Below are 24,685 nucleotides of genomic sequence, written 5' to 3'. Positions count from 1 at the left end.
GTCAACGTCACGTTGGCGCGGGAGGGCGCCCCTTCATCGAGTTTCCGTGGGCCTTCGGCCCGAAAGAGGGCGCTCGAGCGGTGAAGTCTCCGTCGGGCGCGGGGCGCCCTTTGGGAGACCTTTCGGTGCCGGTGGGATCCACTCGGGTCCGGGCTGCGTGTGTTCATCCTCAGGGTCGTTCCTGGGGATGAGGCCTTCTTCTTTCGCGCTGAGTACCGTGGGCGCATGGTCAAATTCGGCGTCAACATGGTCGTCCCGGCGGCTCGGGCCGAGTGGGTCGAGAAGTGCCGGAAGGCCGAGGACCTCGGGTTCGACGTCATCGGCGCGGCCGACCACCTCGGCATGGCCCCGCCGTTCCCCGCTCTGGTGCTCGCCGCCGAGGTGACGACCCGACCGCGGCTCAACACCTTCGTCATCAACACCGGCTTCTACCGCCCGGCGCTGCTGGCCCGCGACGTCACGGGCACGGACCAGTTCACCGAAGGCAGGCTGGAACTCGGCCTGGGGGCCGGTTACGTGAAGGCCGAATTCGAGGCGGCGGGGATGGAGTTCCCCCGCGCCGGAAAACGCGTCGACCACCTCGAAAACACCATCAAAGAACTCAAACGGCTCTACGCCGACGAAAAACACAAACCGCCCACGGTGCAGAAACCGGGACCGCCGCTGATGATCGCCGGTCGCGGCGACAGGCTGCTCACGCTCGCCGCCGAACACGCCGACATCATCGGGTTCACCGGTACGGCGGCCGTTCCCGACGGTGGGCCGCTCGTGCCCGACGACGCGGCCGGGATCGAGGAGCGGGTGAACTTCGTCCGCGGGAAACTGAACGGGCGCGAGGCCGAATTCAACCTCCTCCCGCATTTCGTCGCCGTGGTCGAAGACCGGCAAGAAGGGCTGGAGAGCCTGCGGGATCTGCTCGACGGCGCGCTGACCGTGGCGCAGCTCGCGGAATTGCCGACCGCGCTCGTCGGTACGCACGAGCAGATCGCGGAACAGATCCTGGCGCATCGCGAGCGGTTCGGCTTCACCTATTTCACCGTGCTGGAGCACAACATGGACGCGTTCGCCCCGGTGATCGAGTTGTTGCGCGGCCGATGATCGACGTACGCGGGCTCGGCGTCCAGGCCGGGGAGCATTGGTTGTTCGACGGACTCGACTTCGAGGTCGAGGCGGGTGAATGCGCGGTCATCGTCGGCCCGAACGGGGTCGGGAAATCGACCCTGCTGCGGTGTCTGTACGGCACGCAGACCCCGCAGCGGGGCCGGGTCGTCGTCGCGGGCGGAAAGCCCGATGAACGCGACGTTTCCTTTCGCCGCAAGGTTTCCGTGCTGTTCGACGATTCCGATTTCTTCGCCGAACTGACCCCGCTCCAGCATCTCGAACTGCTGGAGGGCTCGTTCGGGGCCGATCTCGGCGATTTCGACGCGCTGCTGTCGGATGCCGGCCTTTCCGAACGCGCGAAGGTCACCGCGGGCAAGTTCTCGGCAGGGCAGCGTCGTCGTCTGCTGCTCCTCGGCGCGACAGTGCGGCCGCACGACGTGTTGCTTCTCGACGAGCCCGAACGGGCGCTCGACGTCGCGGGGAAGGAATGGCTGACGTCGTTGATCGCACGGTCCACCAAGGCCGGGGCTGCCGTCGTCGTGGCCACGCACCATCCCCCGCTGCTCGAAGCGGCCGACTCGACCCTCGAGTTGTGGTGACCGCCAAAGCCCCCACGCACGTTCCGGGACGACAGCGATTCGGCGGGCTGCTCAGCGGGGACTACCAGACCTTCCTGGCGCTGTTCGGATTCGGCGCGCTGTTCACCGCGTTCGAGAACATGCCGAAGCTGCGTTCGATCCTTTTCGGACTGTCCGCTGTGGACTTCCCGGCGGTGTTCGGTCTGCTGGTCGTGCTGTGCGCGATCTTCTGGCGCAGCCTGCTCCGGCGCGGTTTCGTCTGGGCCGAACCGGCGGCGCTGACGTGGATGGACTTCGCCGACGTCGACAGGCGTCGTGTCGTCGTGAAACGGATGTGGACGCTTTGGTCCGGGCTGGTCCTGGTGGTCGGCTACACCGGGGCGCTGGTCACCGCGATCGGTGGCGGATTGAGGGACGTGTGGATCGCGATGTCGGCGTTGACCGCGTCCGGGGCGATCCTGGCGGCCGTCACCGCGCGGCGGACGGCGATCCGCGGGGAAACCGCGGGACCGGTCGTGCTCGCGCTGGCCGGTCTGGCGGTGGCCGCCGCCGGACTGGGCCCGGTCGCGGTCGACGTGCTGGCCGGTGCGCTGTTCGTCGTGGCGGTGGCGGTGGCCTTCGGCGGCGAGCCGATGTCCGGGGTCGGGCGCCAGGAACTGGTCGACGGCTGGAACGCGCGGCTGCTGCGGGCGATGGCCGCGGTCTTCATGGATCCCATGCTGCTGATCCCGGAATCGCAGCCGGTGCCGTGGCTGTCGCTGCGGCGTCCGACGGCGCTGCGGCTCGCGTGGGCCGGGGTGCTCGGCCGTCGTCGGTACGCGGCGGCGAGTGTGGTGATCGCGTGCCTGGTCGGTGTCGGGCACCTGGCCTTCCCTGCCGTTCCTGCGGGGCCGCTGTTCGCGGTCGGCGCGTATGCGGCGCTTGTGCCGTTCGTCGGCGGGCTCGGCGAGCTGTGGCGCAACCCCGGCCGCAGGCGGTGGCTCGGCGCGTCCGACTGGGAGTTGCGGCTGGTCAACGGCCTGGTGGTCGCCATACTCGGTCTCGGATGGGGTGTTTCGCTCGGTCTGGTGACGCTGGCACTCGGGGTGGCCTCGGCCTGGTCGGCGTGGCTCGCTGTCCCGCTGGCCGTCGTCGCCGCGTTGCGGACGGCGACCCGGCCGCCGATGAACTACGACGTCAGCGGCGGTGGGGCGGCTCTTCAGGTCATGCGTGGCGTCGATGTGCTGGTCGTCGGTTCGGTCTTGCTCAGCGTGACCGGCTGAGGTCACCCGTTCCCGCGTTCGGATCATTCGGATACTCCGAACGCGGGTTACCCTCGATGCGACGAAAGGAGCACGAGTGGGCGGTGGGCACGCACCGGGGAACGGGCGGCGGGCGACCAGCGAGTTCCCTGTCGGCTGGACCGACGAGCAGATCATCGCGGTGATCAAGGATGTCGCGAACGATCCGAGCGAACCCCGGCGCAGACAGCACAACGGCCGCTGGCGCTGCGCGGGCGAACGGTACGGCGTGCACCTGATCGTGCTGGTCGAGGACAACGGCCACGTCAAGACGGGCTACCCGGTGGCGGGCCCCGGCGTGGTCCGCAATCCGGATACCGCCGCCGATCCGGCGAACCCGACCGTCGCCGACCTCGCCGCCGGACGCATCAGCTTCTTCGGCGAAAGCCTGCTCGACCAGATCGCCGACCGCGTCGCGCCGGACGTCCTGGCCTTCTACCGCACCCTGCACTGGTCGGGCGAGTGGGAGGAACTGGCCGACGTCCTCATCGCGCACGCGGTGAACGAGAACCTGCGGCTCTCCGTCGACGAATACGCGACCATGGAAAGCCTGCTGAACAGCTTCGACCTGCCGATCGACGGCTTCCTCTACCTGAACGACCGAGCGCACACCCTGGCCGCCCTGCGCCCCTGACCCCACTTTTTCGCCCCACACCCGCGAACCCCATCCCCCACCCGTCCCTGGGGGGCGCGCCCTGCACCAGCGTATCGGCAGGGGGTGACGGGGGCGGGGGTGAAAGCGTTCGGGGGCGGGAGTTGTCCACAACGGTGGGGGCCTGTGGACAAGGGGATGGGAGCGTTGCCCGCGTCGGAGAAGGGTGGCGGGCCCGTTCCGCTTCAGCCCAGCTCAGGCTGTCGGCTCAGCTGGCTTCCGCGACGTCGGCGATGTCCGGAGCGGCGCCTTCGGCTGCGGCCCGCAGCACGTCCAGCGGCAGCCCGACGGCGTCCGCGAGCGCCATCACCGTGAAAAAAGCGGGCGTCGGGATCCGGCCGGTCTCGATCTTCCGGAGCGTCTCCACCGAGATCCCGGCCTCCGCCGCGACCTCGACCATGCTCCGCGACGCCGACGCGCGCGCGTCCCGGAGCGCCAGCCCCAGCCGCTCGCCACGTTCGCGCTCCTCGTCCGTCAACGGCACTCGCACCATAAACCCAATACTAATACCGCCACTCCCCCGCAGGGCGACCCCGGCGGTCACGAGCGCCACGCCAGAGACGCTCAACGTCCCGAGCGTGGCGCTCGGGACTCCCCACCGAACCCGAGCAACCCGAGTTACCCCCAGCCTGTGGACAACTCTGTGCACAGGTCTGTGGACCGGGCAAAAGAAGGGCCCCGCCGAGCCGAAACTCGACGGGGCCACAATCCCTAGGGGTTTCAGCCGCCCGCGGGCACCGGAAGTGGGATTCCGGGGAGGCTCTGGTCGTTCGGCACCTTGCCGTCGACGAGGTAGTCCTCCACGACCTTGTCCACACCCGCGTTGCCGCCGGCGTAGATGCCGTGGTCACCCTCGCCGGTCACGGTGATCATCCGCGAGTTGGCGAACGCGCGGTGCGCACGGGTCGCGCCCTCGATCGGGGTCGCCGGGTCGTGCACCGACTGGACCATCAGCACCGGCGGGACGCCGCGGCCGTCGAGCTTCGGCAGGTCGACCGGCTTGTTCTTCCAGAAGATGCACGGCTGGATCAGCCAGCCGGCGCCGAGCAGCGGCAGATCGCGGTCGATCAGCTTCTGCGACTGGCGGATGGCGGTCTGCCGGTTGCCGACCCACGGGCCCTCGTTGCAGGGGATGGACCAGAAGCTGGCGTTGTAGGAGTCGCCGTCGCTCGGGACGAACAGCGGCTGCGGGCCGATGACGCCGTCGGCGTCCACCGTCTCCGCCTTGACCTTCTGCGCGGCCGAGGCCTTCTGCTGCTGCGAGCCGGTGCCCTCGGTCAGCGTCTTCAGGTTGACCAGGTAGTCGGCCAGCGCCGGGAAGTTGCGCTTCGAGTAGATGTACGACGCGATGGTCGAGTCGAGCGCGTTGGCCGACACCGGGACGCCGTCCACCTCGACCGGGTTCTGCGTCAGCGCGAAGCGGACCTTCTCGTAGCTCTGGCGCGTGGCCTCACCGTTCTTGCCGAAGCCGTAGACCTTGTCGTACTTGCCCATCCACGGCAGGAAGTCCTGACGCCAGCGGCGCTCGAAGCCGAGCGGCTGCCCGTCGAACGAGTTCTGCCAGGTCGTGGTGAACTCGGCCGACGAGTCGAGCAGGAAGCGGCCGGTGCGGGTGGGGAACTGCTGCGCGTAGTGCGCGCCCATCCAGGTGCCAGCCGAGTAGCCGACCCAGTTGATCTTGTCGCGGCCGAGGAGCACGCGCAGCAGGTCGACGTCGCGGATGGTCTGGGCGGTGTTGATGAGCGGGCCCAGCTCGCCGGACTTCACCTGGCAGGAGTCCGCCGCGTACTTGGTGGCGTCCAGGATCAGGTTGAGGTTCGCCCGGCTGCGGTCGCGCGGGTCGAGGTCGGAGCCGGTGCCGACCGCGTTGCCACAGGTGATGTTGGTGCTCTTGCCGGTACCGCGCGGGTCGAAACCGACGATCTCCTGGTTCGCACGCAGCTTCGTCTGGTTACGCAGACGGGCCGGGAAGTTACGGCCCGGAGCGCCGGGGCCACCAGGGTTCGTGATGACACTGGCCGTCGCGGTGCCACTGGTGGCGGCGAGGCGGCTGACGGCGATCGTCAGGTCGATGCCCTCGTTCGCCTTGTACCAGTTGCGCGGCGAACGGTAGGTCGCGCATTCGATGTTCTCGGCCCCAGGAGGCGGCGCGGACGGCAGTTCGTTCGCCTTGCACTTGTGCCAGTCGAGCTTCTGGTTCGCGTACTGCGCCGGAATGTTGGTGGAGTTCAGAGGCTGCTGTTTGGCAGCCTCCGGTCCTGCGAACGCAGGAGTGAACCCGGCCAGCATGGTGCCGGCGACAGCCGGGATCACCACCGCATAGCGGAGTTTCTTCATCCGATGCCCCTTTGATCTTGCGTGCGAAGTTGCTGTTCGCGACTGCGGCTATTGATATCCGGCGCGGAGCGGGACGGCAACCGCCCTTCGTCGTATGGGGCGTCGCTGATCAAATCGATATCGGACAGGCGTGACCCAGGTGGGCAAGAGGTTCTAGGGTCATCGGGTCCATCCGGGGTTACGGGAATGTTAGGTGAGGTCCGATGGCGTCAGGTAAGTCAGACGGGAAGGTGAGGGGCTTTCAGTTCAGTCCCTGGAACCTCCTGCTGATCATCCCGTTGCTGGTGCTGATCACGTCGCTGTTCAATGCGGACGGCCCTCGGCTGTTCGGGATGCCGTTCTTCTACTGGTTCCAATTCGTGTTCGTGGCCGTCGGCGTCCTGTGCACCGGGATCGTCTACGTGATGACCAAGGACAAGCCGACCAGTGAGCGTCCCGACCGGTTGTCCGTGGACCAGCTCGACGAGGGGGACGTCAAGTGACCAACATCCAATGGCCGGAGCTGATCATCTTCACGCTCCTCTTCGCGGTGGTCACCGTGCTCGGCTTCGTCGCTTCGCGTTGGAAGGCAGGCAACACTCTCGACCACCTGGACGAATGGGGTCTCGGCGGCCGCAAGTTCGGTTCGTGGATCACCTGGTTCCTGCTCGGCGGTGACCTCTACACGGCGTACACGTTCGTCGCCGTCCCCGCGCTGATGTTCAGTGCCGGCGCCATGGGCATGTTCGCCCTGCCGTACACGATCATCGTCTACCCGATCGTGTTGATGCCGGCGCTGCGCATGTGGTCGGTTTCGCGTGTTCGCGGATACGTCACCCCCGCCGACTTCGTCCGCGGCCGGTTCGGTTCGCCGACGCTGGCGCTGCTGATCGCGATCACCGGCATCATCGCGACGATGCCGTACATCGCGCTGCAGCTCGTCGGCCTCGAAGCGGTGCTGCGGACCATGGGTATCAACGGTTCCGGCATCGTCGGGCACCTGCCGCTGCTGGTCGCCTTCATCATCCTGGCGGTCTACACCTACCAGTCCGGCCTGCGCGCGCCCGCGTTGATCGCGTTCGTCAAGGACATCCTGATCTACATCGTGATCCTCGTGGCGATCATCTACCTGCCCTCGAAGCTCGGCGGCTGGTCGGCGATCTTCGACTCGGCGCAGGCGAAGTTCGACAAGACGCCGTCGAAGACGGACGGCATCCTGCTCAACGCCAACAACCAGTTGCAGTACGCCACGCTGGCGCTCGGTTCGGCGCTCGCGCTGTTCCTGTACCCGCACTCGCTCACCAGCGTGCTCGCCTCCCGCGGCCGCAGCGTGATCAAGCGGAACATGGTTGCGCTCCCGGCGTACTCGCTGGTCCTGGGCCTGCTGGCGTTGCTCGGCTACGTCGCGATCAGCGCCTCGGTCTCACCGATCACCAACAACGCCACCGGCAAGCCCGACACGAACACCGTCGTCCCGGTGCTGTTCGACTCGCAGTTCTCCTCGTGGTTCGCCGGGATCGCGTTCGCCGCGATCGGCATCGGCGCGCTGGTGCCCGCGGCGATCATGTCGATCGCGGCGGCCAACCTGTGGACGCGCAACATCTACAAGGAGTACATCAAGAAGAACGCGACGCCGGGCCAGGAGGCGAAGCAGGCCAAGCTCGCCTCGCTGATCGTCAAGTTCGGCGCGGTGGCGTTCATCCTGTTCATCGACCCGCAGTTCTCGATCGACCTGCAGCTCATCGGCGGCGTGCTGATCCTGCAGACCCTGCCGGCCGTCGCGATCTCGCTGTACACGCGGTGGTTCCACCGCTGGGGCCTGATCGCAGGCTGGGTGGTCGGCATCGGCTGGGGCCTGATCATGCTTTACAACATCCCGAACCCGGCCACCAAAAAGGAGCATTTCGGTGGCTCCGCGCTGGCGCTGGACCAGCTGTCGATCTTCGGCTGGCACCCGTTCAGCGGTTCGCAGCTGCAGATCTACGTCGGGTTCGTCGCGCTGGTGGCGAACCTGCTGATCGCGGTGATCTTCACGGTGATCGCACGGCAGCTGAAGGTCTTCAACGGCACGGACGACACCGAGCCCGAGGACTACCACGCCGACGAGCACGACAAGGATCTCCGCGAAATCGGCGTCCACTAGTCACTGTGCCGCGAAGGGGCCGCGTCCGGTTCGGACGCGGCCCTTCTCGTTGCCGCCGTGGCCGTCAGATACAGGACGAGCCCGTTCAGCAGATGCCAGACGAAGTGCGTTCCGGCGGGGAAGTTCCCGCAGACGGCGTGGTCGGCCGTGCGGAACGAAAGGGACACCCCGAAAACGCCGGCCGCGAGGGCGAACCTGCGGCGGTGTTCGCCCTTGAGGATGACCGCGAAGACCACGAGCCCGATCAGCGCCGAGAGATACATCCCGCCACCCAGCGACGCGACGACGGCGGTGAAGGCGAGGAACACCGGGATCGCCAGCCAGGACAGCCTGCGGCTGACGCCGAAGAACACGTGCGGGAACACGGCGGCGTAGTACAGGACGAACACCAGGATGAAACCGGTGTCGGCGGCCGCGGACCAGCGGGTGGCGAGCAGGTGGAAGGTCGTGCTGCCGAGGAACACCAGCCCGATGAGGATCGCGAAGACGCGGCCTTTCGGTTGCCGCCAGACGGCGATCGCCGCGATCAGGAACGCGAGGTTGCTGAGGCTGTTGAGCGGTTCGCCCCAGAGTCCGGGGGTCAGCCGTTCGCAGTAGCCGTCGAGGTACGCGGTCCAGTTCACTCCCCCAGATAACCCTGCCCGCGTGAACGTTCGGGGCCGACACGTCACGAAAGCCACCTTCACCGCTGCGAAAGTGGCTTCCCCGTCACCGCAGCTCCAGCCGCCAGGTCTCCCCGGTCAGCTCGTGGCCGAAGCCGGGGATCGTCTCTTCGCTGACCAGCCGGAAGCCCGCCTTCCGGTAGATCGCCCTCGCCGCGTCCAGAAGCGAGACCGTCCACAGCTCCATCGCCGGATAGCCGGACGCCCTCGCGAACTCGACGCATTCGGTGACCAGGCGTTTTCCGACGCCGCGTCCCCGTGCGGCCGGTTCGAGGAGCAGCATCCGCAGCTTCGCGGTCGTGCCGTCTTCGGCGGGCATGCAGAAGACACTGCCGACGCGCTCCCCGTCGAGTTCGGCGATCCAGCCCGCTTGGCGGGGTTCACCGCGGTTCTCGACGTAGTCCGCGACCACGCGGGCGACGAGGGCTTCGAAGCGTTCGTCCCAGCCGTACTCGCGTGAGTAGAGGGCGCCGTGGCGATGGACCACCCAGCCGAAGTCGCCCGGCCGCGGCGGGCGCAGGACCAGCGTGGGATCCGACGCGCGCTCGCCGACCAGCGAGGTGATCGTGTCCATCGCACCGAGCAGCCGTTCCTGCTCGTCGTCGCCGAACCGGCCGAGCAGTGAGCCGATCCGGTCCACCGATCGGGCGTCGAGGACGGCGAAGGCCTGGTGGCCGTTTTCGGTCAGCCTGACGATCTGACGGCGAGCGTCCTCGTCGCTGCGTTCGCGCGTGAGAAGACCTCGTTCTTCGAGCTTCGCGAGCAGCCTGCTCGCGTACCCGGCATCGAGGTCGAGACGTTTGCGCAGGTCGGTGACCTGAGTCGGATCCCGCTGCGCGATCTCGAAGAGCACCCTGGCTTCGCTCAGGGAGTACTCGGCGTCGGCCGGTCCTTCGTCGAGGACGCCGATCACGCCGGTGTACAGGCGGTTGAAGGCCCGGACGGTCGCCACCCGGTCCGCGGATCGATTCACTTGACCACCTCAACAGATTCGTTGACTTGATCAAACATTACCCCGCGAAGCTGCGAAGGCAGGAAATTTCCGAAGGGGGTCCGGACATATGGAAACCCCGTGATGCTGCCAGGTCGGGGGTCCGCCAGCATCACGGGGTCGTAGTGGGTATCGACGCCGCGTTCCGCGGCGTTACACCTCACGCACTATGTGTCGTAGGTCACTCGAATGGGCGACACCTACAACGGTTGTTGTCGGCTCAGCGCATGTGCGTGTGGTGCGCCTGGGAGATAGCGATGAGCTCCTGACGAACGGTCGCGGTGGCCGCGGTGTCGATCGCCCGGTTCAGGGCCCGGCGAGTGCGAGCCTCGGCGCGACGGGCACGGAGCTTGGCGGCGATGTTGTTCATCGGTTTAAGTCATCCCCTTGAGGGTCTTGTGTCTCGGTGGCTGTGCTTCTAGTATGCACTCTTTTTCACAAGGAAGCCAACGATTATCCGGTGACTTGGCGCACTTGCCGATGAATCGTCGGCAACAGGAGTCGAAATCCGGAGGTATTTGGTGTCGCCGGTCACTTCTTGGTAACGCTGGGCGCCTCTGGCGACGTTCCGGGATGGCCTCGTACACCCGTTTGGAGCAGCTCAGGGCCGTCGACCGAAGGCGTAGAGCACCTCTGACTTGAGCACCGAGGTTTCATCGGCGCGCAGAAGGCCCGCCAAAGCGCCGACGTAGGCGTCCTGGAAGGCCTGTGACCGCTGGGGTGTGAGGGCGGCCACTGCGTCGTGATAGGTGCCGAGGGCGTGTGCCTCCCAGGCGTGGTCGAGGTCTCCCGGCGCGAACCGGATGGTCTCCTCGACCGGGTCCATCGGAGTGAACCCGCCGGGCATGGCGGACGTGCCACGAGACTGGGCCATGAACAAGTGTGGCCGCGTAGTGTTCTCTACGACTTTCTAGTTCTGAAGCAATAAAGCCGAAGAAGGACCTAGTCCCGGCCGAGCAAGTAGTGGCCGAAATGCGGGACGGTGAAGGCGATGTGCCCGCGCTCGGCGGAGTAGACCAGGCCCTTCTTCATCAGGCTGTCCCGTGCAGGCGACAGTGACGAAGGCTTCCTCCCCAGGTAGACGGCCACATCGGCGGTTCCGGCCGGCTCGTCCCGGCCCTGCGTCAGCTCGGCCATCGCGAGCAGGTACTCACGTTCGGCGGGTGTCGCGCGCTCGTAGCGGGACCCGAAGAAGCCGACAGCGAGTTCCGCTTCGGCCTCCGGGGCGGCGACCTGGACGTCCTTCACGGTGATCGGGTCGGCGGGTGCGGCGTCCCAGGCTGCCTTGCCGTACGCCTGGATGAAGTACGGATAGCCGCCGGACGCGTCGAACAGGGCGTCCAGCGCCTCCGGTTCGATACCCGCGTCCTCACGTTCGATGGGCGCCATCACCGCGAGGTCGGCGTCTTCGCGCTCCAGCCTGTCGATACGCGCGTAACGGAAGAGACGCTCCGAGTACGACTTCGACGCCGAGAGGACGGCGGGTACGTGCGGCAGCCCCGCACCGACCACGACCAGCGGCGCCCCGGACTGCGAGAGCTCATGGCAGGCGGCGCAGAGCGCGGAAACGTCCTCGGGCAGCAGATCCTGGATCTCGTCGATCAGCAGCGCGACCCCGGTGCCGACGTCTGCGGCCAGCTCCGCGACCTCGGTGAACAGCTCGACCAGGTCGATCTCGATGTCGCCCGAATCGGCACGGCCCTGCGCGGCGGGCACGTCGATACCGGGTTGCCAGCGGTCGCGGAGCTTCGCGTCCGGTTTGTTGGCGCGCAGCGCGAACGCCTTGAGTACGCCGAGCACCTGCTCGACACGGTCCGGCGCGCGATGTCGCACGGCGAGGTCGCGGATCGCGCGGTGCAACGCGGCCGAGAGCGGCCGCCGGAGTTCGGTGTCCGGGCGGGCTTCGATCTTGCCCGCGCCCCAGCCGTGCTTGATGGCCTTCGAGCGCAGTTCGCCCAGCAGCACGGTCTTCCCCACGCCGCGCAGGCCCGTCAGCATCAGGCTGCGTTCCGGTCTTCCGCGGGCGACCCGTTCGAGCACGACCTCGAAGGCCTGGAGTTCGCGCACGCGACCTGCCAGCTCAGGCGGCCGTTGACCGGCGCCAGGGGCGAAGGGGTTGCGGATGGGATCCACTCTCACACGCTATCGGCGTTTCTAGCGTGGACCCGATATTCGGCGATATTCACCTAGCGCGTGTCGCGCCGGCGAAGGACGGGTCTGCAGCCCCGTCCTCCGTTCTTACTCACTCAGGTTGCGCTCGGCGTAGACCGCCATCGCGTCGCGGATGTACTCCGCGGTGCCCGAGCCGTGCTTCTCGTCGTACTGCCCGTAGCGCGGGTCGTCGACGTACAGCTGCCCGAGACCGGCGAAGTAGCCCTTCGACACGGCCCGCACGGCCGGCCGGAGCCACTCGTACAGCCGCTGCGTGATCGCCTGAGCCTCGTCGCCGTCCGCGGGCAGGCCCCGGTCGCGGGCCTCGCCGAACGCGGCCGCGATGTCCTTCTGGTCCTCCTGGTGCGCCTTCTTGTCCTCGGCGCTCAGCGACTTCCACCACCGGTCACCCTGCTTGTAGGCGTCGGCGCCCCAGCGTTCGGTGACCTCCTTCTCGTACTTCGTATGGTCGAAGCCGTCGAACACTTCCGTTGCCATCAGTTGTTCACCTCTCTCTGTCTTCTTCAAGGTCGTCCTGACCGATTCGATCTGCCGTCCGAGCCGCTGTCGCTCCTGCTCCAGCCACTTCAGGTGCGTGCGTAGCGCCGCTGTCGTGTCCTGCTCCCCTTCGAGCACTTCGCCGATCGCGGGCAAGCTCAGCCCGAGTTCGCGAAGCAGCAGGATCCGTTGCAGCCGTACCAGCGCGTCCTGGTCGTAGTAGCGGTATCCGTTGCTCCCCACCCGGCTCGGTTCGAGCAGCCCGATGTCGCCGTAGTGGCGCAGCGTGCGGCTCGTGGTCCCGGCCGAGCGGGCGATGTCCTGGATCGACCACTCCTTCTCGTTCGGCATGTCCTCGAAGGTAGAGGTTGACGTTGCGTCAAAGTCAATCGAAGTTCACCCGGCCGTGGCATGGTTCCCGGATGAGGACATTCGCGCTGGTCATGGCCGCTGCGCTGACCCTGGGCACGGCCGGGGTCGCCGACGCGCAGCCGCGTCGCACCTTCGACATCCAGGCCCATCGCGGCGGGCTCGGGCTCACCGTCGAGAGCACGCTCGCGTCGTTCGGCAAGGCGATGGAGCTGGGGGTGACCACGCTCGAACTCGACCTCCAGATCACCAAGGACGGTCGCGAGGTGATCACCCACGACCGCAAGACGACGCCCGCGAAGTGCCGCGACACCGCGCCCGCGACGCCCGGCGACCCGGCGTACCCGTATGTCGGCAAATACGTGAAGGACCTGACGTTCGCGCAGGTCCGCACGCTGGACTGCGGCTCGATCCGCCAGCCGAACTTCCCCGGCCAGACGCTCTCCCCCGGCGCCAGGATGCCGACGCTGGCCGAGCTGTTCCAGCTCGCGCGCGAGCACCGCGCCTGGGGAATCAAGTTCAACATCGAGACCAAGGTCGAGGCCGCCGCCCCGCAGGAGACCGCGCCGCGCGAGCAGTTCGTCCAGCGGGCGGTGCGCGAGATCCTGCGCGGCGGATTCGCGCACAACGTCACGGTCCAGAGCTTCGACTGGGGCTCGCTGATGCTCCTGCGGAAGGTCGCGCCGTGGATCCCGACGGTCGCGCTGACGCAGCCGGAGTTCCTGCAGGTCGGGCAGCCGGGCAAATCGCCGTGGCTCGGTGGGCTCGACATCGACGACTTCGGCGGCAGCCCCGTCCGCGCGGTGAAGTCGTTCGGCGCGAGCGCGCTCTCGCCGGTGCACGGCAACCCGCAGGGTGGCAAGGTCGGCGACCCCGACTATCGGCCGTTCACGACGAAGGCGCTGGTCAGCGAGGCGCATCGCGCGGGGATCAAGGTCGTTCCCTGGACGATCGACGACCCGGCCACCATGCACAAGCTCATCGATGACGGCGTCGACGGTCTCATCACCGACTACCCGGACCGGTTGCGGCAGGTCGCGGCCGACCGCGGCTTCAAGCTGCCGAGGGCGTATCCGGCCCGATAGCAAAATCTATCACTGTCTAGTGTCAGAGAAATATTCCAAGATACTCCGTTAGCGCGGTTCGGCGGAGTGGCGGGCGGGAAGACTGGGGATAGGTTTGTTTCCCGTGCCCGGATCCAGAAAGGCTACGACCGTGATTCTCCGTCGCGTCGCACGTCCGCTCCTCGCCGCGATCTTCATCTCCGGCGGGATCGGCGCGCTGAGGGACACCCAGGGGCACGCCAAAGCCGCGGAGCCGTTCCTCACCGAGTCCTTCGACAAGCTGGAGGGTGTGGTGCCGGAGTCGGTGCCGCGCGATCCCGCCACCCTCGTCCGGATCGACGCCGCGGTGAAGGTCGGCGCCGGGGTCGCGCTCGCCGCGGGCAAGGCACCGCGCCTGGCCTCGCTGCTGCTGCTCGGCAGCCTCGTCCCGACGACGCTGGCGGCACACCGGTTCTGGGAGATCAAGGAACCGGCCGAACGTCAGCAGCAGCAGATCCAGTTCATCAAGAACGCCGGTCTCGCCGGTGGCCTGCTGCTGGCCGCCGCCGACACCGCCGGCAAGCCGTCGCTCGGCTGGCGCGCCAAGCGGGCCGCGTCGAAGACGGAGAAGCACGCCGAGAAGCTGGCGAAGAAGGCCGAAAAGCGCCTGACCAAGTAGCGACCCGCGTTCAGTCCTGTGGATGCGTTTCCGGCGCATCCAGAGGACTGAACGCGTGGGGTCATGAGGTGAAGGCCTCGATGTCCTCCATCTCGACGACGGTCCGCACCTCGACCTCGATCTCGTCGAACAGCGCCGCGTAGGTCTCGGCGAAAGCGACGGCCTCCGCCAGATCCTTCGCGTTGATGAGCGCGAATCCGCCGATGACCTCCTTGGTCTCGGTGAACGGGCCGTCGGTCGCGGTGATCTTGCCGCCGCGCACCTTGCGGACCTTCGCGCCCCGCTCCGACGGGTGCACGCCCTCCGCCGTGATGAGGATGCCCTTCTTGAACGAGTCCTCGACGAAGGCGCCCATCTGCTCGATGAACTCCTTGCTGGGGTTCCAGGCTTCCGGGGCGCTCTCGTCCAGCCGGTGCATCATCAGAAACCGCATCGCTGCTCCTCAGTGTCTTGGCGGGGCTGTTTCTACCTCGCCTTCACCGACGCGTCGAGCGGCTCGACGGCGGTTCGACATTTCTGCCGAAAAATTCTCAGCGGCTCGCGACCTTCTTGTACTGGGCCGTCGCCAGCGGCGCGAAGATCGCGATGATGGCGATGCAGCACAGGATCGCGTACAGCGAGGCGTGCTCGGCGGGCCAGCCCGTCGGGGCCACGCCGAAGCGGTTCCCGAACAGGTCACGCGCCGAGTTGATCACCGCGGTGAACGGATTCCAGTCGGCGATCGCCTTCAGCACGCCCGGCAGCTTGTCCGCCGGGACGAACGCCGTCGAGATGAAGCTGAGCGGGAACATCCACATCAGCCCGGCGCTCTGCGCCACCTCGACACTGCGCGCGACGAGCCCGATCCACGCGCCGACCCAGGACAGCGCCCAGGCGAACATCAGCATCACCAGGTAGCCGAGCACCGCGTCGAGGAAACTGCCGCGGATCCGCCAGCCGACGAGCAGCCCGCACAGCGACATGACGACCAGCGCCACGACGCTGATCACCAGGTCGGACGTCGTCCGCCCGAAGATCACCGCGAGGCGCGAGATCGGCAGCGACCGGAACCTGTCGATGATGCCCTTCTGCAGGTCGTTCGCGAACCCGATCACGGTGAACGCCGAGTTGAACGCGACCGTCTGCGCGAAGATGCCGGCGATCAGGAACTCGCGGTACGCGAGCCCGCCTGCCTCGCCGCCGATCGCGTCGCCGAAGACGTACGCGAACAGCAGCACGAACATGATCGGCTGCAGTGTCGCCGCCATCAGCCAGTCCGGGTTGCGCTGGACGTTCTTCAGGTTCCGCCAGGTGATCACGCCACCGTCGGAAAAGGCTTTCGCGACCGAGCTCACTTTTTCTCCCCCTCGTCCGTGGCGTGCCCTGTCAGCGAAAGGAAGACGTCGTCGAGCGTCGGCCGGTGCAGCGCGACGTCCTGGACGGCGACGCCGTGGCCGTCCAGCCGCCGCAGTGCCTCGATCAGTGCCTTCGGCCCGCCCTCGACCAGGACGTCGACCTTGCGGGTGTGCTCGTCGACCGACGGCGTTCCCGAGCCGACCTCGGCGAGCACCTGAGTGGTCGCCGCGAGGTCGTCGGCGGACGCGACGACCAGCTCCAGCCGCTCGCCGCCGATCTCCTGCTTGAGCTCGTCGGCCGTGCCGCGCGCGATGACCTTCCCCTTGTCGATCACCACGATCGAGTCGGCGAGCTGGTCGGCCTCCTCCAGGTACTGCGTGGTCAGCAGGACCGTGGTGCCGTCGGCGACGAGTTCCTTGATGACCTCCCAGGTGTCGATCCGGCCGCGCGGGTCGAGCCCGGTGGTCGGTTCGTCGAGGATCACCACGGTCGGCTCGGCGACCAGCGCCCCCGCGAGGTCGAGCCGTCGCCGCATACCACCGGAATACGTCTTGGCGGGGCGGTCCGCCGCGTCCTCCAGCCGGAACCGCGCGAGCAGCTCGCGCGCCCTCGACTTCGCGGCGGCCTTCTTGCTCCCGTACAGCCTGCCGACCATGTACAGGTTCTCGAACCCGGTGAGGTTCTCGTCCACGGCGGCGTACTGCCCGGACAACCCGATCGACCGCCGGACGGCGTCGGGCTGGGCCAGCACGTCATGCCCGGCCACCTCCGCCTCGCCCGAATCCGGGCGGAGCAGGGTGGTCAGGATGCGGACCGTTGTCGTCTTGCCTGCGCCGTTCGGCCCCAGCAGGCCCAGCACCTTGCCCGCCGGGATCTCCAGATCGACTCCGTCGAGCGCCTTGGTGGACCCGTAGGTCTTGACCAGCGCTTTCGCCTGCACTGCGAACATGCGGACAAACTAGACCCCGGCACCGACAATGGCACCGGGGTTTTTCCCTGATCCGCGCAGAGCGGACTGACTACTTTTCGAGAATCGCGGTGACGCCCTGACCGCCCGCGGCGCAGATCGAGATGAGTCCGCGGCCGGATCCCTTCTCGTTCAACAGCTTCGCGAGGGTGGCGACGATGCGGCCGCCGGTCGCGGCGAACGGGTGCCCGGCCGCCAGTGACGAGCCGTTGACGTTCAGTTTCGCCCGATCGATGGAGCCGAGCGGTTCGTCGAGACCCAGCTTCTCCTTGGCGAACGCCGGGTCCTCCCACGCCTTGAGGGTGGCGAGCACCTGCGAAGCGAAGGCTTCGTGGATCTCGTAGAAGTCGAAGTCCTGCAGGGTGAGCCCGGCGCGCGTGAGCATCTGCGGGACTGCGTACGCGGGCGCCATCAGCAGGCCTTCGTCACCGTGGACGTAGTCGACGGCCGCGGTCTGCGAGAACGTCAGGTACGCCAGCACCGGCAGCTTCCGGGCCTTCGCCCACTGCTCGGTCGCGAGCAGGACCGTCGAGGCGCCGTCGGAGAGCGGCGTCGAGTTGCCTGCGGTCATCGTGCCTTCGGGGCCACCGAAGGCGGGCTTCAGCTTCGCGAGCTTCTCGACACTGGAGTCCGGTCGCAGGTTCTGGTCGCGGGCCAGCTTGAGGTACGGCGTCACCAGGTCGTCGAAGAAGCCCTTGTCGTACGCGGCGCCGAGACGCTGGTGGCTGGTCGCGGCGAGTTCGTCCTGCGCCTCGCGCGTGATCTCCCAGACCTTCGCGGTCAGCGCGGCGTGCTCGCCCATCGACAGGCCGGTGCGCGGCTCGGAGTTGCGCGGAATCTCGGGGACGATGTGGCCGGGACGCAGCTTCGCGGCGAGCTTCAGCCGTTCGGGGAGCGTCTTCGCGGCGTTGAGCTGGACGAGGATCTGGCGCAGGTCGTCGTTGACGGCCAGCGGCGCGTCGGACGTGGTGTCGACGCCGCCCGCGATGGCCGAGTCGATCTGGCCGAGCGCGATCTTGTTGGCGACGTTGACGATCGCCTGGAGGCCGGTACCGCAGGCCATCTGCACGTCCGACGCCGGGGTGGCGGGGTTCAGCCTGCTGCCGAGGACGCTTTCGCGGGCGAGGTTGAAGTCGCGGGCGTGCTTGAGCACCGCGCCGGCGGCGACCTCGCCGATCACCTCGTCCTGCAGGGAGAAGCGGCTGACCAGGCCGTCGAGGGCGGCGGTGAACATGTCCTGGTTCGACGCCTTCGAGTACGGCCCGTTCGACCGGGCGAAGGGGATCCGGTTGCCGCCGATGATCGCTACCTTGCGCACGGGTGCCGTCCTTTTCGTGGCCATTTTTTCCACTCCTCCGTAGGCTCTCTCACACTGTAACCTACTAGCGAGTAGGTTAGAATGCGACGTGATGCAAACTGCACGGGAGGCACGTAATGGCTGACAGGTACCAGCAGTTCACGAAATCCCCGGTGGGGAAGTTCGTGGTGCCGAAGCTCGGCCTGCCGAATCCCGCGACGCTTCGCCGGTACAAGCCGGGCCAGCCCGCCCTGGAGGGTCCCGCACTTCTCGGCGCCGCGCCGGGCGGTCGCCTCGAAAAGGTGATCGAGGCGCAGCTGCACCGCGCGGGCGTCGAGGTCATCTCGACCGCGACCGACAAGCACGCCGCGCTCGTCTTCGACGCGACAGGTGTGAAGGACCCGAAGCAGCTTCGCGAGGTCTACGACTTCTTTCACCCGGTGATCCGGAGCGTCGGGCCTTCGGGCCGCGTCGTCGTCCTCGGAACGCCGCCGGAACTGGCCGAAGGGCACGAGCGGATCGCCCAGCGCGCGCTCGAAGGCTTCGTTCGCTCCGTCGGTAAGGAACTGAAGCGCGGCGCGACCGCTCAGCTCGTGTACGTCGCCGAAGGTGCCGAAGAGGCCACTGAGTCCACGCTCCGCTTCCTGCTGTCGTCGAAGTCCGCCTTCGTCGACGCCCAGGTCATCCGCGTCGGCACCGAGACCAAGACCGCTTCCGCCCCGGCGGACTGGGCGAAGCCGCTCGACGGCAAGGTCGCCCTGGTCACCGGTGCCTCCCGCGGGATCGGTGCCGCCATCGCCGAAGTGCTGGGCCGCGACGGCGCCCACGTCGTCGCGCTCGACATCCCCGCCCAGGGCGCGGATCTGTCGAAGGTGGCCAACAAGGTCGGGGGTTCGGCGCTGCAGCTGGACATCACCGCCGCCGACGCGCCGGAGAAGCTCGCCGAGTACCTGACCACGCGTCACGGCGGCGTCGACATCGTCGTGCACAACGCGGGCATCACGCGGGACAAGACGCTGGGCAACATGACCGAAGGCGGCTGGGACTCGGTCATCTCCGTCAACCTCGCTTCGCAGCTCGCGGTCAACGAGAAGCTGCTGTCCGGCAAGGTGCTGCACGACAACGGCCGGATCATCGGCGTCTCCTCGATCGCCGGGATCGCGGGCAACGTCGGCCAGACCAACTACGCCACCAGCAAGGCGGGCGTCATCGGCATGGTGAACGTCGGCGCGCCTCAGCTCGCCGAGTACGGCGGCACGATCAACGCCGTCGCGCCCGGTTTCATCGAGACCAAGATGACCGCCGCGGTGCCGCTGTTCATCCGCGAGGCCGGGCGGCGGCTGTCCAGCCTCGGCCAGGGCGGGCTCCCGGTCGACGTCGCCGAGACGATCGCCTGGTACGCGAACCCGGCTTCGGCCGCGGTCAACGGCAACGTGGTCCGCGTCTGCGGCCAGGCACTGCTGGGAGCGTGATCATGGCCGTCAAGGAACTCCGCGAGTCCCCGAGCCTGTCTTCGTTGTATCCCAAGGCGTTGCTCGGTTCGCTGCGCAAGAGCGGCGGGAGCACGCTGCCGTCGACCGAGTTCGTCCGCGAGGGCGTCGTCGTCGACCCGGCGCAGCTCGCCGCGTACAACCAGGTGTGCGGATTCCGGCTGGACGACGTGCTCCCGGCGACGTATCCGCACATCCTCGCGTTCCCGCTGCAGATGGCGCTGATGACCGAGGCCGACTTCCCGTTCCCGTTGCTGGGCATGGTGCACGTCGCCAACCGGATCACCCAGCACCGTCAGCTGCGGCTCGACGAGTCGTTCACCCTGAGCGTGCGCGCGGAGGATCTGCGGCCGCATGAGAAGGGCAAGCAGTTCGACGTCGTCAGCGAGCTGCTCGTCAACGACAGTCCGGTGTGGACGGACGTCAGCACGTACCTGCGCCGTGGTGGCGGCAGCGGCGAGAAGACCTCGCGCGGTCAGCTCTCGCAGCCGTCGCCCAACGCGATCTGGCACGTGCCCGGAGACATCGGCCGCCGCTACGCCGAGGTCTCCGGCGACCGCAACCCGATCCACCTGCACCCGATCACCGCGAAGGCGTTCGGTTTCCCGGCCGCGATCGCGCACGGTATGTGGACGAAGGCGCACGCGCTCGCGGCGTTCGAAGGCAGGCTTCCGGAGGCCTTCGCCGTCGACGTCAAGTTCAAGCAGCCCGTGCTGCTGCCCGCCAAGGCGGCTTTCACCTCATGGAGTGAAGGCGACGGCTGGGCCTTCGAGCTGTGGAACGCGAGCAAGCCGAAGCCGCATCTGGAGGGCTCAGTCGTCGCTCTCTGACGGCTTCCAGATCTCGCCCTCGACCAGGTCGTTGAACCCGAGCCAGACCAGGTTCATCAGCCACGAGGCGAGCACGCCGTCGGAGACATCGGGGTGGTCGAGCGCCCAGTCGGCCAGCGACTCGGCCGCCCCGACCAGCGCGGCGGACAGCCCGGCGCCGGAGAACTCGGCCTGTTCGCCGAGACCCTTGCGGGTGCCCGCGGAGACGACCAGCGCGGCGACCAGCTCGATCGCGCGGGTGCGCATGTCGGTGATCTCCGCGGCGAAGGCGCCGCCGACGGTCATGGCCTGGCGGTGCAGCACCGTCCAGGACTCGCGGTATTCGGCGACGAACCGGTAGAACGCGCGAAGTCCGTGCCAAAGCTGCATGTCGGGCGGCAGATCGGGTTTGATCCCGTCCTGTACGGCCTCCAGCAGGCGGGTGGCTTCGCGGCGGATGCACGCGCCGAAGAGGTCTTCCTTGGAGCCGAGGTAGGTGTAGATCATCGGCTTCGAGACGCCGGCGACCTCGGAGATCTCGTCCATCGACGCGGAGTGATAGCCGTAGCGCGAGAACACCGAGACCGCTGCGTCCAGGATCTGGCGTTCCCGCACCGCTCTCGGCAGCCTTTTGGCGCGTTCGGCGGGACGCGGTACTTCCTCGGACAACTCAGGACCTCCCATTAGTCGCGTAGAACGCTACCGGGCCCCTTCGGGCAAGGGTGATTTCGGCACGCTTGCCCGCCTACCTACTGGCGGGTAGCCTTACGCTCTGGTAGCTGGAGCTGGAGGGAAAATGACCGAGATCGTGGGGCTGACCGGCCGCGCGCTGGTCGACGCGCTGGAGCGGATCGAGCCGGATTCGGCCGAGGCGCACTCTCTCGACGTCAACGAGGTCGCAGGCGCCATCGACCCGAAGGACCTCGGCAAGGACGACGTCCGGCGGCTACTGGCCGCACTGGGACGGCTCGCGGAGTCCGCGCCCGCGTTCGACCTCCGCAAGGTCGACCCGATCCGCTTCGCGACCCTCGTCGCGCGCGCCTCGCGTACGCAGCTCGAGAGCGTTGTCGCCGAACGGCCGCTCCGGGAGCGTGTGCTGCGCGAGATCTTCGACCGCATGGGCGCCCACATCCGGCAGGACCGGGCGAAGACGCTGCACGCTGTCGTCCACTGGCGGCTGTCCGGCGGTACCGGCGCCGGCGGGTACGACCGCTATGAGACGGTGATCTCGCATGGTGAGTGCACGGTGAGCAGGGACATGAAGGAGAAGCCGAGGGTGACGATCACGATCGCGCCCGTCGATTTCTTCCGGCTCATCACCCATCAGGCGACGCCCGCTGTGCTATTCGTCACGGGAAAGATCAAAGTAAAAGGTGACCTGGCATTCGCGGCTGGCCTGATCGGTTTCTTCGACCTTCCGAGAACGCACGAGCCGTCCTGAACCCGGCCGAACAGATACACTTCCGACCCGTGTCCAGAAATTCTCCGAACCGGCGCTGGCGGGACAAGGTACGCCTTTCCCGCCCGTTGCGGCTGCACAAGACACGCACCGCGGGCGAGCACGTCATCAACGCTTTCGCGGAGAAGCTCGAACTCGCCAAACTGACCCCGGAGCAGTTCACGCAGGTGCTGGAAACCCTGCACATGCTGGGCGAAACCGGCGCGGGCATCGAGCTGAGCTCACTGGAGACCGAAGTGCTCGTCGACGTCGTGCAACGCGCGTCGCGAGAACAACTCAAGGCGATCGCGGATCACCGGGAACTGCGTTCGGCGTTCCTCGACGAGATTTTCCGCAGAATGTCGGACCATTTCGCTCCCGAACGCGCACGGCATGTCGACTTCGTCGTCGCCTGGCGTTTCACCGATGGTGACGGAGAAGACGGTTTCGATCGTTTTCAAACGGTCATCGAAGACGGCGTATGCGTTTCCAGCACCGATCTCGCGCGCACTCCGGACACCACCATCACGCTGTCCGTCGACGACTTCATCCGGATGGCCACCGGCAACGCGGCGGTGGCGGCGATGTTCGTGACCGGCAAGGTGAAGGTCAAGGGCGAGTACGCGCCGGCGGTGCGGTTCAGCGGGTATTTCGACATCCCGAAGCCGAGCGGGAGCTAGCCACCCGGCTCGTCGAGGGTTCGCTGAGGCGTGCGGCGGTAGCGGACGTTGGGACTGCGAAGGTTCTTCTCCGTCGCCTCGATCAGGCCCTGCCGGAGAAGGACCGTCAACCATCGCGTCATCGTGCGGTCGTGCAGGCCTGTCGCCGCCACCAGATCGGCACGTGTCGCCTCGTCGTCACCCAATGCGTCAAGGATTTCTTCGCGTCGGTCGGCACGGCGTTTCGGAGGTGCCGGGCTGTCCGTGGAAGCGGGGGCCACGTCCTCGGCGAGGTCGTCGTGGAGCATGCCGCCGTCCTAGCTTAGACATTGGAGTCTAGTGGCGAAGCTGGTGTCTAAGCTGAGCGGCGGTCAGCCCTCGACGATGCGGCCCTCGATCACCGGCGGCTGCTTCCTGGTGGCCTCGGCCGGAGGAGTGTCGGTGACGACCTCGCTGTCCACCACCATCACCGGCCCGCGGGCACGGTTGGCGAATTTGACCGCCCGGCTGGCCATCCGCTTCTGCCAGACCTTGCGCGCGACACTGCGAGTCGGCGGCAGGATGAGCAGCAGGCCGATGACGTCGCTGACGAAACCGGGCAGCAGGATCAGCAGGCCGCCGAGGCCGATCAGCATCCCGTCGGTGAGTTCCTTCTCCGCGTCGGCCGGGCGGCCGAGCCGCGCGGACTCGGCGAACGCCCGGAAGGCGCGGCCGCCCTCGCGGCGCGCGAGCCAGGATCCGACGAACGCACCGGCGAAGAGCAGCGCGATCGTGCCGAGCACCCCGATGGCCGAGCCCACCGCCCAGACGGCGGCGATCTCGGCGACGACATAGAGCAAGAACGCGACAGCCATACCTGGACAACGTACGGCTTGCCCGTTTTGCTCCCGAACCCCGATACGGTGGTCGATCGTGTGGACCTGGCTGGGTCACGGCGACCCTCGCGTACTCGGTGGGATGACGGTGGCGGCGGCGCTGGTGATCCTCGGCGTCGGCAGGCTGCGCCGCGTTCGACGGCGGCGGGGCACGGAAGGGCGCCCGCCGATCGAACCGTGGCGGCATCAGTCCATGGCGAGCGCGGTCTTCCGGTGGATGACGCTCGCGGTCGTCGTCGCGGGCCTGACCGGGGCCGGGCTGCTTTGGCTGCTCGGCTTCCCCCGGCTCCCCGCCGCCACGGCCTTCGGGACGACGGAGGTCCTGGAACTGCTGAAGATCGCGCTGGCCGTCGTCGCCGGGCTGGGCGGTGTCGTCCTGCTGGCGGTGAACTTGCGCAAACAACGGGTCGCCGAAGCGGAGCACCGCCTGGACGAGGCCAAGGACGAACGCGAGCAGGCACAGAGCTTCAACGAGCGCTTCGGGACCGCCGCGGAACAACTCGCCCACGAGAACGCCACGGTCCGGCTCGCCGGGCTGTACGCGATGGCCGGTCTCGCCGACGACTGGGTGGCGAACCGGCAGATCTGCGTCGACGTGCTCTGCGGTTACCTGCGGTTACCCGCCGAAGACAGCGACGAGACCGAACGGAAGGTCCGGGAGTCGGTGCTCCGGGTGCTCGACGACCGCCTCTCGACCACTTGGCGGACACCGAAGCTGGATCTGGACCTGACCGGGGCCAGGTTCTCCGCCCAATCGGTGATGGAATTGCCCACCGCGGGCCGGATCCGGTTCGACCGGGTCGTGTTCGAGGGTGACGTCCTGTCGGCCGGGCCCCGGCAGGCGGAATCGGTGTCCTACGTCGGGGCGGCGTTCCGCAACTCCGACACCCGGTTCACTCGTGGCGGGACCTTCGAAGACGCGTGGTTCGGCGGACGGCTCTCCTTCGGCGTCAGCCTGGCCTATCGCGAGCAGTTCACCTTCCGTGGCTGTCACTTCGTGAACGCGACACTCGGTTTCGAAGGTGGGAACGAGCGAGGGCGCATCAGATTCGAGAACTGCGAGTTCGAGAACTGCGTCTTCGACTTCAGGAAGCTCGACTCCGCCCGCCTGGACGCCAGGGAGGTTGTCATCCTCAATTCCTCCCTGTCGAGAGGGAAGATCGACCTCCGAGGCATCCTGGCGTCCGGGGTCGTGCTGCGGATCCGGATGTCCGAGCTGCGGGGTGTCGGGTTCGTGGTACCCGAAGTGATCGTCGAGGGCGGGACCAAGACAGTGGCGCTCGAAGGTTCTGAAGTGGCCGAAATGGAGCTCCCGGCCGAATACGTCATCGTCCGGTCCTACCTGCCTTGAC

General features: G+C 67.6%; 28 protein-coding genes. 13 read left to right on the top strand and 15 right to left on the bottom strand.

Annotated features, from left to right (window positions below):
• The first annotated feature begins 225 nt into the window (after positions 1-225).
• The 4 genes from AMYAL_RS0117050 to AMYAL_RS0117035 all read left to right on the top strand — a co-directional run bounded on the left by AMYAL_RS0117050 (position 226) and on the right by AMYAL_RS0117035 (position 3,593).
• The gene (locus tag AMYAL_RS0117050; RefSeq protein ID WP_020632515.1) at positions 226-1,098 is read left to right on the top strand and encodes an LLM class F420-dependent oxidoreductase; all 873 of its coding nucleotides are present in this window, start codon (positions 226-228) and stop codon (positions 1,096-1,098) included.
• On the top strand, positions 1,095-1,700 hold the full coding sequence (locus AMYAL_RS0117045; protein WP_020632514.1) for an ABC transporter ATP-binding protein: 606 nt from the start codon (positions 1,095-1,097) through the stop codon (positions 1,698-1,700). The genes AMYAL_RS0117050 and AMYAL_RS0117045 overlap by 4 nt, the downstream gene beginning before the upstream one ends.
• Positions 1,694-2,941 (top strand): DUF6297 family protein, encoded by a 1,248-nt coding sequence (locus tag AMYAL_RS0117040; RefSeq protein ID WP_020632513.1) that lies wholly within the window; start codon positions 1,694-1,696, stop codon positions 2,939-2,941. The genes AMYAL_RS0117045 and AMYAL_RS0117040 overlap by 7 nt, the downstream gene beginning before the upstream one ends.
• Before the next feature lie 76 nt (positions 2,942-3,017).
• Positions 3,018-3,593: an EndoU domain-containing protein gene (locus AMYAL_RS0117035; protein WP_020632512.1), complete on the top strand. Its 576-nt coding sequence runs from the start codon at positions 3,018-3,020 to the stop codon at positions 3,591-3,593.
• 226 nt (positions 3,594-3,819) lie between these two features.
• On the opposite strand, the gene AMYAL_RS0117030 is transcribed toward AMYAL_RS0117035, so the two are convergent.
• Positions 3,820-4,104, bottom strand: a complete 285-nt coding sequence (locus AMYAL_RS0117030; RefSeq protein ID WP_026467163.1) for a helix-turn-helix domain-containing protein — start codon at positions 4,102-4,104, stop codon at positions 3,820-3,822.
• A 227-nt stretch (positions 4,105-4,331) separates the two neighbouring features.
• On the bottom strand, positions 4,332-5,948 hold the full coding sequence (locus AMYAL_RS0117025; protein ID WP_020632510.1) for an alpha/beta hydrolase: 1,617 nt from the start codon (positions 5,946-5,948) through the stop codon (positions 4,332-4,334).
• Positions 5,949-6,151: 203 nt separating this feature from the next.
• Between AMYAL_RS0117025 and AMYAL_RS0117020 the strand changes: the two genes are divergently transcribed.
• Both AMYAL_RS0117020 and mctP read left to right on the top strand, forming a co-directional pair.
• Complete coding sequence (locus tag AMYAL_RS0117020; RefSeq protein WP_026467162.1) at positions 6,152-6,430, top strand: DUF3311 domain-containing protein; 279 nt, start codon at positions 6,152-6,154, stop codon at positions 6,428-6,430.
• Positions 6,427-8,070, top strand: a complete 1,644-nt coding sequence (mctP, locus tag AMYAL_RS0117015; protein WP_020632508.1) for a monocarboxylate uptake permease MctP — start codon at positions 6,427-6,429, stop codon at positions 8,068-8,070. The genes AMYAL_RS0117020 and mctP overlap by 4 nt, the downstream gene beginning before the upstream one ends.
• Here mctP and AMYAL_RS0117010 read toward each other — a convergent pair.
• The 6 genes from AMYAL_RS0117010 to AMYAL_RS0116985 all read right to left on the bottom strand — a co-directional run bounded on the left by AMYAL_RS0117010 (position 8,067) and on the right by AMYAL_RS0116985 (position 12,723).
• Positions 8,067-8,693: a hypothetical protein gene (locus AMYAL_RS0117010; protein ID WP_020632507.1), complete on the bottom strand. Its 627-nt coding sequence runs from the start codon at positions 8,691-8,693 to the stop codon at positions 8,067-8,069. The two genes, mctP and AMYAL_RS0117010, sit on opposite strands and share 4 nt — an antisense overlap.
• An 85-nt stretch (positions 8,694-8,778) precedes the next feature.
• Complete coding sequence (locus AMYAL_RS0117005; RefSeq protein ID WP_020632506.1) at positions 8,779-9,705, bottom strand: bifunctional helix-turn-helix transcriptional regulator/GNAT family N-acetyltransferase; 927 nt, start codon at positions 9,703-9,705, stop codon at positions 8,779-8,781.
• A 238-nt stretch (positions 9,706-9,943) separates the two neighbouring features.
• On the bottom strand, positions 9,944-10,093 hold the full coding sequence (locus AMYAL_RS49880) for a hypothetical protein (protein WP_005155873.1): 150 nt from the start codon (positions 10,091-10,093) through the stop codon (positions 9,944-9,946).
• 231 nt (positions 10,094-10,324) lie between these two features.
• Entirely contained in the window at positions 10,325-10,597 is a 273-nt protein-coding gene (locus tag AMYAL_RS0116995; RefSeq protein WP_143267706.1) for a hypothetical protein, read from the bottom strand.
• 68 nt (positions 10,598-10,665) lie between these two features.
• The gene (locus tag AMYAL_RS0116990; RefSeq protein WP_026467161.1) at positions 10,666-11,856 is read right to left on the bottom strand and encodes an ATP-binding protein; all 1,191 of its coding nucleotides are present in this window, start codon (positions 11,854-11,856) and stop codon (positions 10,666-10,668) included.
• A gap of 105 nt (positions 11,857-11,961) precedes the next feature.
• Positions 11,962-12,723 (bottom strand): MerR family transcriptional regulator, encoded by a 762-nt coding sequence (locus tag AMYAL_RS0116985; protein WP_020632503.1) that lies wholly within the window; start codon positions 12,721-12,723, stop codon positions 11,962-11,964.
• Positions 12,724-12,794: 71 nt separating this feature from the next.
• Between AMYAL_RS0116985 and AMYAL_RS0116980 the strand changes: the two genes are divergently transcribed.
• Together AMYAL_RS0116980 and AMYAL_RS0116975 are read left to right on the top strand one after the other, a co-directional pair.
• Positions 12,795-13,826: a glycerophosphodiester phosphodiesterase family protein gene (locus AMYAL_RS0116980; protein ID WP_020632502.1), complete on the top strand. Its 1,032-nt coding sequence runs from the start codon at positions 12,795-12,797 to the stop codon at positions 13,824-13,826.
• Positions 13,827-13,956: 130 nt separating this feature from the next.
• Entirely contained in the window at positions 13,957-14,463 is a 507-nt protein-coding gene (locus tag AMYAL_RS0116975; protein ID WP_020632501.1) for a DoxX family membrane protein, read from the top strand.
• 61 nt (positions 14,464-14,524) lie between these two features.
• Here AMYAL_RS0116975 and AMYAL_RS0116970 read toward each other — a convergent pair whose 3' ends face one another.
• The 4 genes from AMYAL_RS0116970 to AMYAL_RS0116955 all read right to left on the bottom strand — a co-directional run bounded on the left by AMYAL_RS0116970 (position 14,525) and on the right by AMYAL_RS0116955 (position 18,107).
• Positions 14,525-14,896 carry a YciI family protein gene (locus AMYAL_RS0116970; RefSeq protein WP_020632500.1) on the bottom strand — a complete coding sequence of 124 codons (372 nt, stop codon included), beginning with the start codon at positions 14,894-14,896 and terminating at the stop codon, positions 14,525-14,527.
• A gap of 97 nt (positions 14,897-14,993) precedes the next feature.
• Positions 14,994-15,797, bottom strand: a complete 804-nt coding sequence (locus tag AMYAL_RS0116965) for an ABC transporter permease (protein WP_020632499.1) — start codon at positions 15,795-15,797, stop codon at positions 14,994-14,996.
• Positions 15,794-16,747 (bottom strand): daunorubicin resistance protein DrrA family ABC transporter ATP-binding protein, encoded by a 954-nt coding sequence (locus tag AMYAL_RS0116960; RefSeq protein ID WP_020632498.1) that lies wholly within the window; start codon positions 16,745-16,747, stop codon positions 15,794-15,796. The genes AMYAL_RS0116965 and AMYAL_RS0116960 overlap by 4 nt, the downstream gene beginning before the upstream one ends.
• 70 nt (positions 16,748-16,817) lie before the next feature.
• Positions 16,818-18,107 carry an acetyl-CoA C-acetyltransferase gene (locus AMYAL_RS0116955; RefSeq protein ID WP_026467160.1) on the bottom strand — a complete coding sequence of 430 codons (1,290 nt, stop codon included), beginning with the start codon at positions 18,105-18,107 and terminating at the stop codon, positions 16,818-16,820.
• Positions 18,108-18,199: 92 nt separating this feature from the next.
• Between AMYAL_RS0116955 and AMYAL_RS0116950 the strand changes: the two genes are divergently transcribed.
• Complete coding sequence (locus AMYAL_RS0116950) at positions 18,200-19,534, top strand: 3-oxoacyl-ACP reductase (protein ID WP_020632496.1); 1,335 nt, start codon at positions 18,200-18,202, stop codon at positions 19,532-19,534.
• Positions 19,535-19,536: 2 nt separating this feature from the next.
• Positions 19,537-20,382, top strand: a complete 846-nt coding sequence (locus AMYAL_RS0116945) for a MaoC family dehydratase (RefSeq protein WP_026467159.1) — start codon at positions 19,537-19,539, stop codon at positions 20,380-20,382.
• Here AMYAL_RS0116945 and AMYAL_RS0116940 read toward each other — a convergent pair.
• The gene (locus tag AMYAL_RS0116940; RefSeq protein WP_005155885.1) at positions 20,365-21,030 is read right to left on the bottom strand and encodes a TetR/AcrR family transcriptional regulator; all 666 of its coding nucleotides are present in this window, start codon (positions 21,028-21,030) and stop codon (positions 20,365-20,367) included. The two genes, AMYAL_RS0116945 and AMYAL_RS0116940, sit on opposite strands and share 18 nt — an antisense overlap.
• 127 nt (positions 21,031-21,157) lie before the next feature.
• Between AMYAL_RS0116940 and AMYAL_RS0116935 the strand changes: the two genes are divergently transcribed.
• The gene (locus tag AMYAL_RS0116935; RefSeq protein ID WP_020632493.1) at positions 21,158-21,802 is read left to right on the top strand and encodes an SCP2 sterol-binding domain-containing protein; all 645 of its coding nucleotides are present in this window, start codon (positions 21,158-21,160) and stop codon (positions 21,800-21,802) included.
• Positions 21,803-21,888: 86 nt separating this feature from the next.
• Positions 21,889-22,479 (top strand): SCP2 sterol-binding domain-containing protein, encoded by a 591-nt coding sequence (locus AMYAL_RS0116930; RefSeq protein ID WP_020632492.1) that lies wholly within the window; start codon positions 21,889-21,891, stop codon positions 22,477-22,479.
• On the opposite strand, the gene AMYAL_RS0116925 is transcribed toward AMYAL_RS0116930, so the two are convergent.
• Together AMYAL_RS0116925 and AMYAL_RS0116920 are read right to left on the bottom strand one after the other, a co-directional pair.
• Complete coding sequence (locus AMYAL_RS0116925; RefSeq protein ID WP_020632491.1) at positions 22,476-22,766, bottom strand: hypothetical protein; 291 nt, start codon at positions 22,764-22,766, stop codon at positions 22,476-22,478. The two genes, AMYAL_RS0116930 and AMYAL_RS0116925, sit on opposite strands and share 4 nt — an antisense overlap.
• A 63-nt stretch (positions 22,767-22,829) precedes the next feature.
• Positions 22,830-23,312, bottom strand: a complete 483-nt coding sequence (locus AMYAL_RS0116920) for an FxsA family protein (protein ID WP_020632490.1) — start codon at positions 23,310-23,312, stop codon at positions 22,830-22,832.
• A gap of 58 nt (positions 23,313-23,370) precedes the next feature.
• Between AMYAL_RS0116920 and AMYAL_RS0116915 the strand changes: the two genes are divergently transcribed.
• Positions 23,371-24,684 carry a hypothetical protein gene (locus tag AMYAL_RS0116915; RefSeq protein WP_020632489.1) on the top strand — a complete coding sequence of 438 codons (1,314 nt, stop codon included), beginning with the start codon at positions 23,371-23,373 and terminating at the stop codon, positions 24,682-24,684.
• Position 24,685: the final 1 nt, after the last annotated feature.

Origin of the sequence: Amycolatopsis alba DSM 44262 (genome assembly GCF_000384215.1) — a bacterium.
GTDB lineage: Bacteria > Actinomycetota > Actinomycetes > Mycobacteriales > Pseudonocardiaceae > Amycolatopsis > Amycolatopsis alba.
This window is presented reverse-complemented; position numbering and strand designations above follow the sequence as displayed.

Excerpts from the sequence above, each read along its gene's own strand:
- AMYAL_RS0116980 (WP_020632502.1), top strand. The coding sequence starts at position 12,795 with ATGAGGACATTCGCGCTGGTCATGGCCGCTGCGCTGACCCTGGGCACG.
- AMYAL_RS0116955 (WP_026467160.1), bottom strand. The coding sequence starts at position 18,107 with ATGGCCACGAAAAGGACGGCACCCGTGCGCAAGGTAGCGATCATCGGC.
- AMYAL_RS0116935 (WP_020632493.1), top strand. The coding sequence starts at position 21,158 with ATGACCGAGATCGTGGGGCTGACCGGCCGCGCGCTGGTCGACGCGCTG.
- AMYAL_RS0116960 (WP_020632498.1), bottom strand. The coding sequence starts at position 16,747 with ATGTTCGCAGTGCAGGCGAAAGCGCTGGTCAAGACCTACGGGTCCACC.
- AMYAL_RS0116920 (WP_020632490.1), bottom strand. The coding sequence starts at position 23,312 with ATGGCTGTCGCGTTCTTGCTCTATGTCGTCGCCGAGATCGCCGCCGTC.
- AMYAL_RS0116945 (WP_026467159.1), top strand. The coding sequence starts at position 19,537 with ATGGCCGTCAAGGAACTCCGCGAGTCCCCGAGCCTGTCTTCGTTGTAT.
- AMYAL_RS0117025 (WP_020632510.1), bottom strand. The coding sequence starts at position 5,948 with ATGAAGAAACTCCGCTATGCGGTGGTGATCCCGGCTGTCGCCGGCACC.
- AMYAL_RS0117020 (WP_026467162.1), top strand. The coding sequence starts at position 6,152 with ATGGCGTCAGGTAAGTCAGACGGGAAGGTGAGGGGCTTTCAGTTCAGT.
- AMYAL_RS0117030 (WP_026467163.1), bottom strand. The coding sequence starts at position 4,104 with ATGGTGCGAGTGCCGTTGACGGACGAGGAGCGCGAACGTGGCGAGCGG.
- AMYAL_RS0116995 (WP_143267706.1), bottom strand. The coding sequence starts at position 10,597 with ATGGCCCAGTCTCGTGGCACGTCCGCCATGCCCGGCGGGTTCACTCCG.
- AMYAL_RS0117050 (WP_020632515.1), top strand. The coding sequence starts at position 226 with ATGGTCAAATTCGGCGTCAACATGGTCGTCCCGGCGGCTCGGGCCGAG.
- AMYAL_RS0116950 (WP_020632496.1), top strand. The coding sequence starts at position 18,200 with ATGGCTGACAGGTACCAGCAGTTCACGAAATCCCCGGTGGGGAAGTTC.
- AMYAL_RS0116970 (WP_020632500.1), bottom strand. The coding sequence starts at position 14,896 with ATGCGGTTTCTGATGATGCACCGGCTGGACGAGAGCGCCCCGGAAGCC.
- AMYAL_RS0117045 (WP_020632514.1), top strand. The coding sequence starts at position 1,095 with ATGATCGACGTACGCGGGCTCGGCGTCCAGGCCGGGGAGCATTGGTTG.
- AMYAL_RS0116985 (WP_020632503.1), bottom strand. The coding sequence starts at position 12,723 with ATGCCGAACGAGAAGGAGTGGTCGATCCAGGACATCGCCCGCTCGGCC.
- AMYAL_RS49880 (WP_005155873.1), bottom strand. The coding sequence starts at position 10,093 with ATGAACAACATCGCCGCCAAGCTCCGTGCCCGTCGCGCCGAGGCTCGC.
- AMYAL_RS0116925 (WP_020632491.1), bottom strand. The coding sequence starts at position 22,766 with ATGCTCCACGACGACCTCGCCGAGGACGTGGCCCCCGCTTCCACGGAC.